Below are 1769 nucleotides of genomic sequence, written 5' to 3'. Positions count from 1 at the left end.
GAGTAACGCCATTTCGCCTTGCCGGTGGATTTCGTTCGTGGCTTTCAGATAGCGACCAGCGCTGCGCACCCTCCGAGCTACTCGGTCCAAAGACAGCCATCTACTTCGAGCAAACGGCCGTAGTCGGTGGTTCCAGGGTAGGCGTAACCCTTCTTCCCCCTGTTCGTGACTCGCTCCGCCCGGTGATCGCTGCAACCTGCCGGATTGCGACAGGGCTACTCTTGTCTTGGGATACGTTTTGCTATGGCCCAAGACCACGTCCATAAAACCCATCCGAACATCGTCAAACGGTTGAAGCGCGCCGAAGGTCACCTCCGCCGCGTCACCGAGATGTTTGATGAGGATCGCTCCTGCCTCGATCTGGCTCAGCAGCTCCATGCGGTGGAGAAGGCTGTCGGCGAGGCTAAACGCACACTGATCCACGATCACGTCGATCATTGTTTGGACGCCGCTGCGAACGGCAACAGGAAATCGAGCGTCGCCGCGGTTGACGAGTTCAAGGCTATTTCGAAATACCTGTGACAAACGGTCGCGCGTTCGCGTCGGAAGAAGGATTATGGCAAGCCGTCTCATCATCGTTGTTCTCGCGTTTGCATCAGGCGCCGCGATCTTCGCGCTGACACCGGGGCTATCGACGACAGTGCAACGCATTGTCGGATTCAGCTCCCAGAACAAATCGATAGTATCCACGAAGTCCGCAGCGCCTGATGTCCCAGGCCTGCTGCCGATGACCGATGAGCAGGTCAAAGTCGCACAGATCGATCTGTCGAACGTCGGTCCTGCCACGATCGCCAAACGCCTCGTCGTTCCTGGTTCGATCGTTCCAAACGCCGACCTGATCGCGCACGTCTCGGTCAAGCTGTCGGGGACGGTCGCGGAGTTGCGCAAGAATATCGGTGAGGACGTCGGCAAGGATGAGGTGATCGCAGTCCTTGAGAGCCGGGAGGTTGCCGACGCCAAGAGTGAATATCTGGCAGCTCGTCTTACGAACGACCTGCAACAGGATCTGGCCAACCGGGACAAGACGCTCTGGGAAGGCAGAGCTGTGCCCGAGCAGCAATACTTGCGCTCGCGCAACGCGGCCGCGCAATCCGGCATGAAGCTCAATATCGCGCGGCAGAAGCTGATGGCGCTTGGACTTGCCGGCAATGAGATCGCGGTGCTCGCTCAGGCCTCGGAAGGCGGGCTGCGTCGGCAGGACGTCAGAGCGACGATTTCAGGGCGCGTGGTAGAGCGCAAGGTCGAACTGGGAGCGGCGGTCGGCCGCGACAACCTCGAAACGGAACTGTTCGTCATCGTCGATCTGAGCCGTGTCTGGGTAGATTTGTCGGTCGCCTCCTCCGACCTTCCTTTGATCAAGGAAGGTCAACCGGTGAAGATTTCCGCAAGGGGCCTTTCGGAAACGACCACAGGCAAAATCATCTTCGTCAGCCCGCTGGTCGACAAGGAAACGCGGACGACCCGCGTCGTGGCTGAAATTCAGAATGCCGATCGGACATGGCGGCCAGGCTCGTTCGTGACGGCAGCGGTCGCCCTCAATGAACGGAGCGTGCCTGTCGTCGTCCCGACGACCGCCATTCAGAAATTTGAGGGGCGGACAGTCGTGTTCGTCCGGACCAAGGACGGCTTCGAGAAGCGCGATGTCGTGCTCGGCCAGAAGGAAGATCAGGCGCTCGAAATCCTCTCCGGCCTGACGCCGGGCGAAACCGTTGCTGTGACGAATACGTTCTCGCTCAAGGCTGAACTCTCGAAGCCGAAAGATGAGGACT

2 protein-coding genes are annotated in these 1769 nt (G+C 59.4%); both read left to right on the top strand.

The genetic code is table 11. From position 1 onward, the window contains the following. Nucleotides 1-243: 243 nt before the first annotated feature. Nucleotides 244-522 carry a metal-sensing transcriptional repressor gene (locus IVA82_RS46780; RefSeq protein WP_247382884.1) on the top strand — a complete coding sequence of 93 codons (279 nt, stop codon included), beginning with the start codon at nucleotides 244-246 and terminating at the stop codon, nucleotides 520-522. A gap of 34 nt (nucleotides 523-556) precedes the next feature. Then, the coding region (locus IVA82_RS46775) for an efflux RND transporter periplasmic adaptor subunit (protein ID WP_247493974.1) at nucleotides 557-1769 on the top strand (1213 nt) is incomplete at its 3' end.

The sequence above is a fragment of the Bradyrhizobium sp. 142 genome, assembly GCF_023074015.1.
Classification (GTDB): Bacteria; Pseudomonadota; Alphaproteobacteria; order Rhizobiales; family Xanthobacteraceae; genus Bradyrhizobium.
This window is presented reverse-complemented; position numbering and strand designations above follow the sequence as displayed.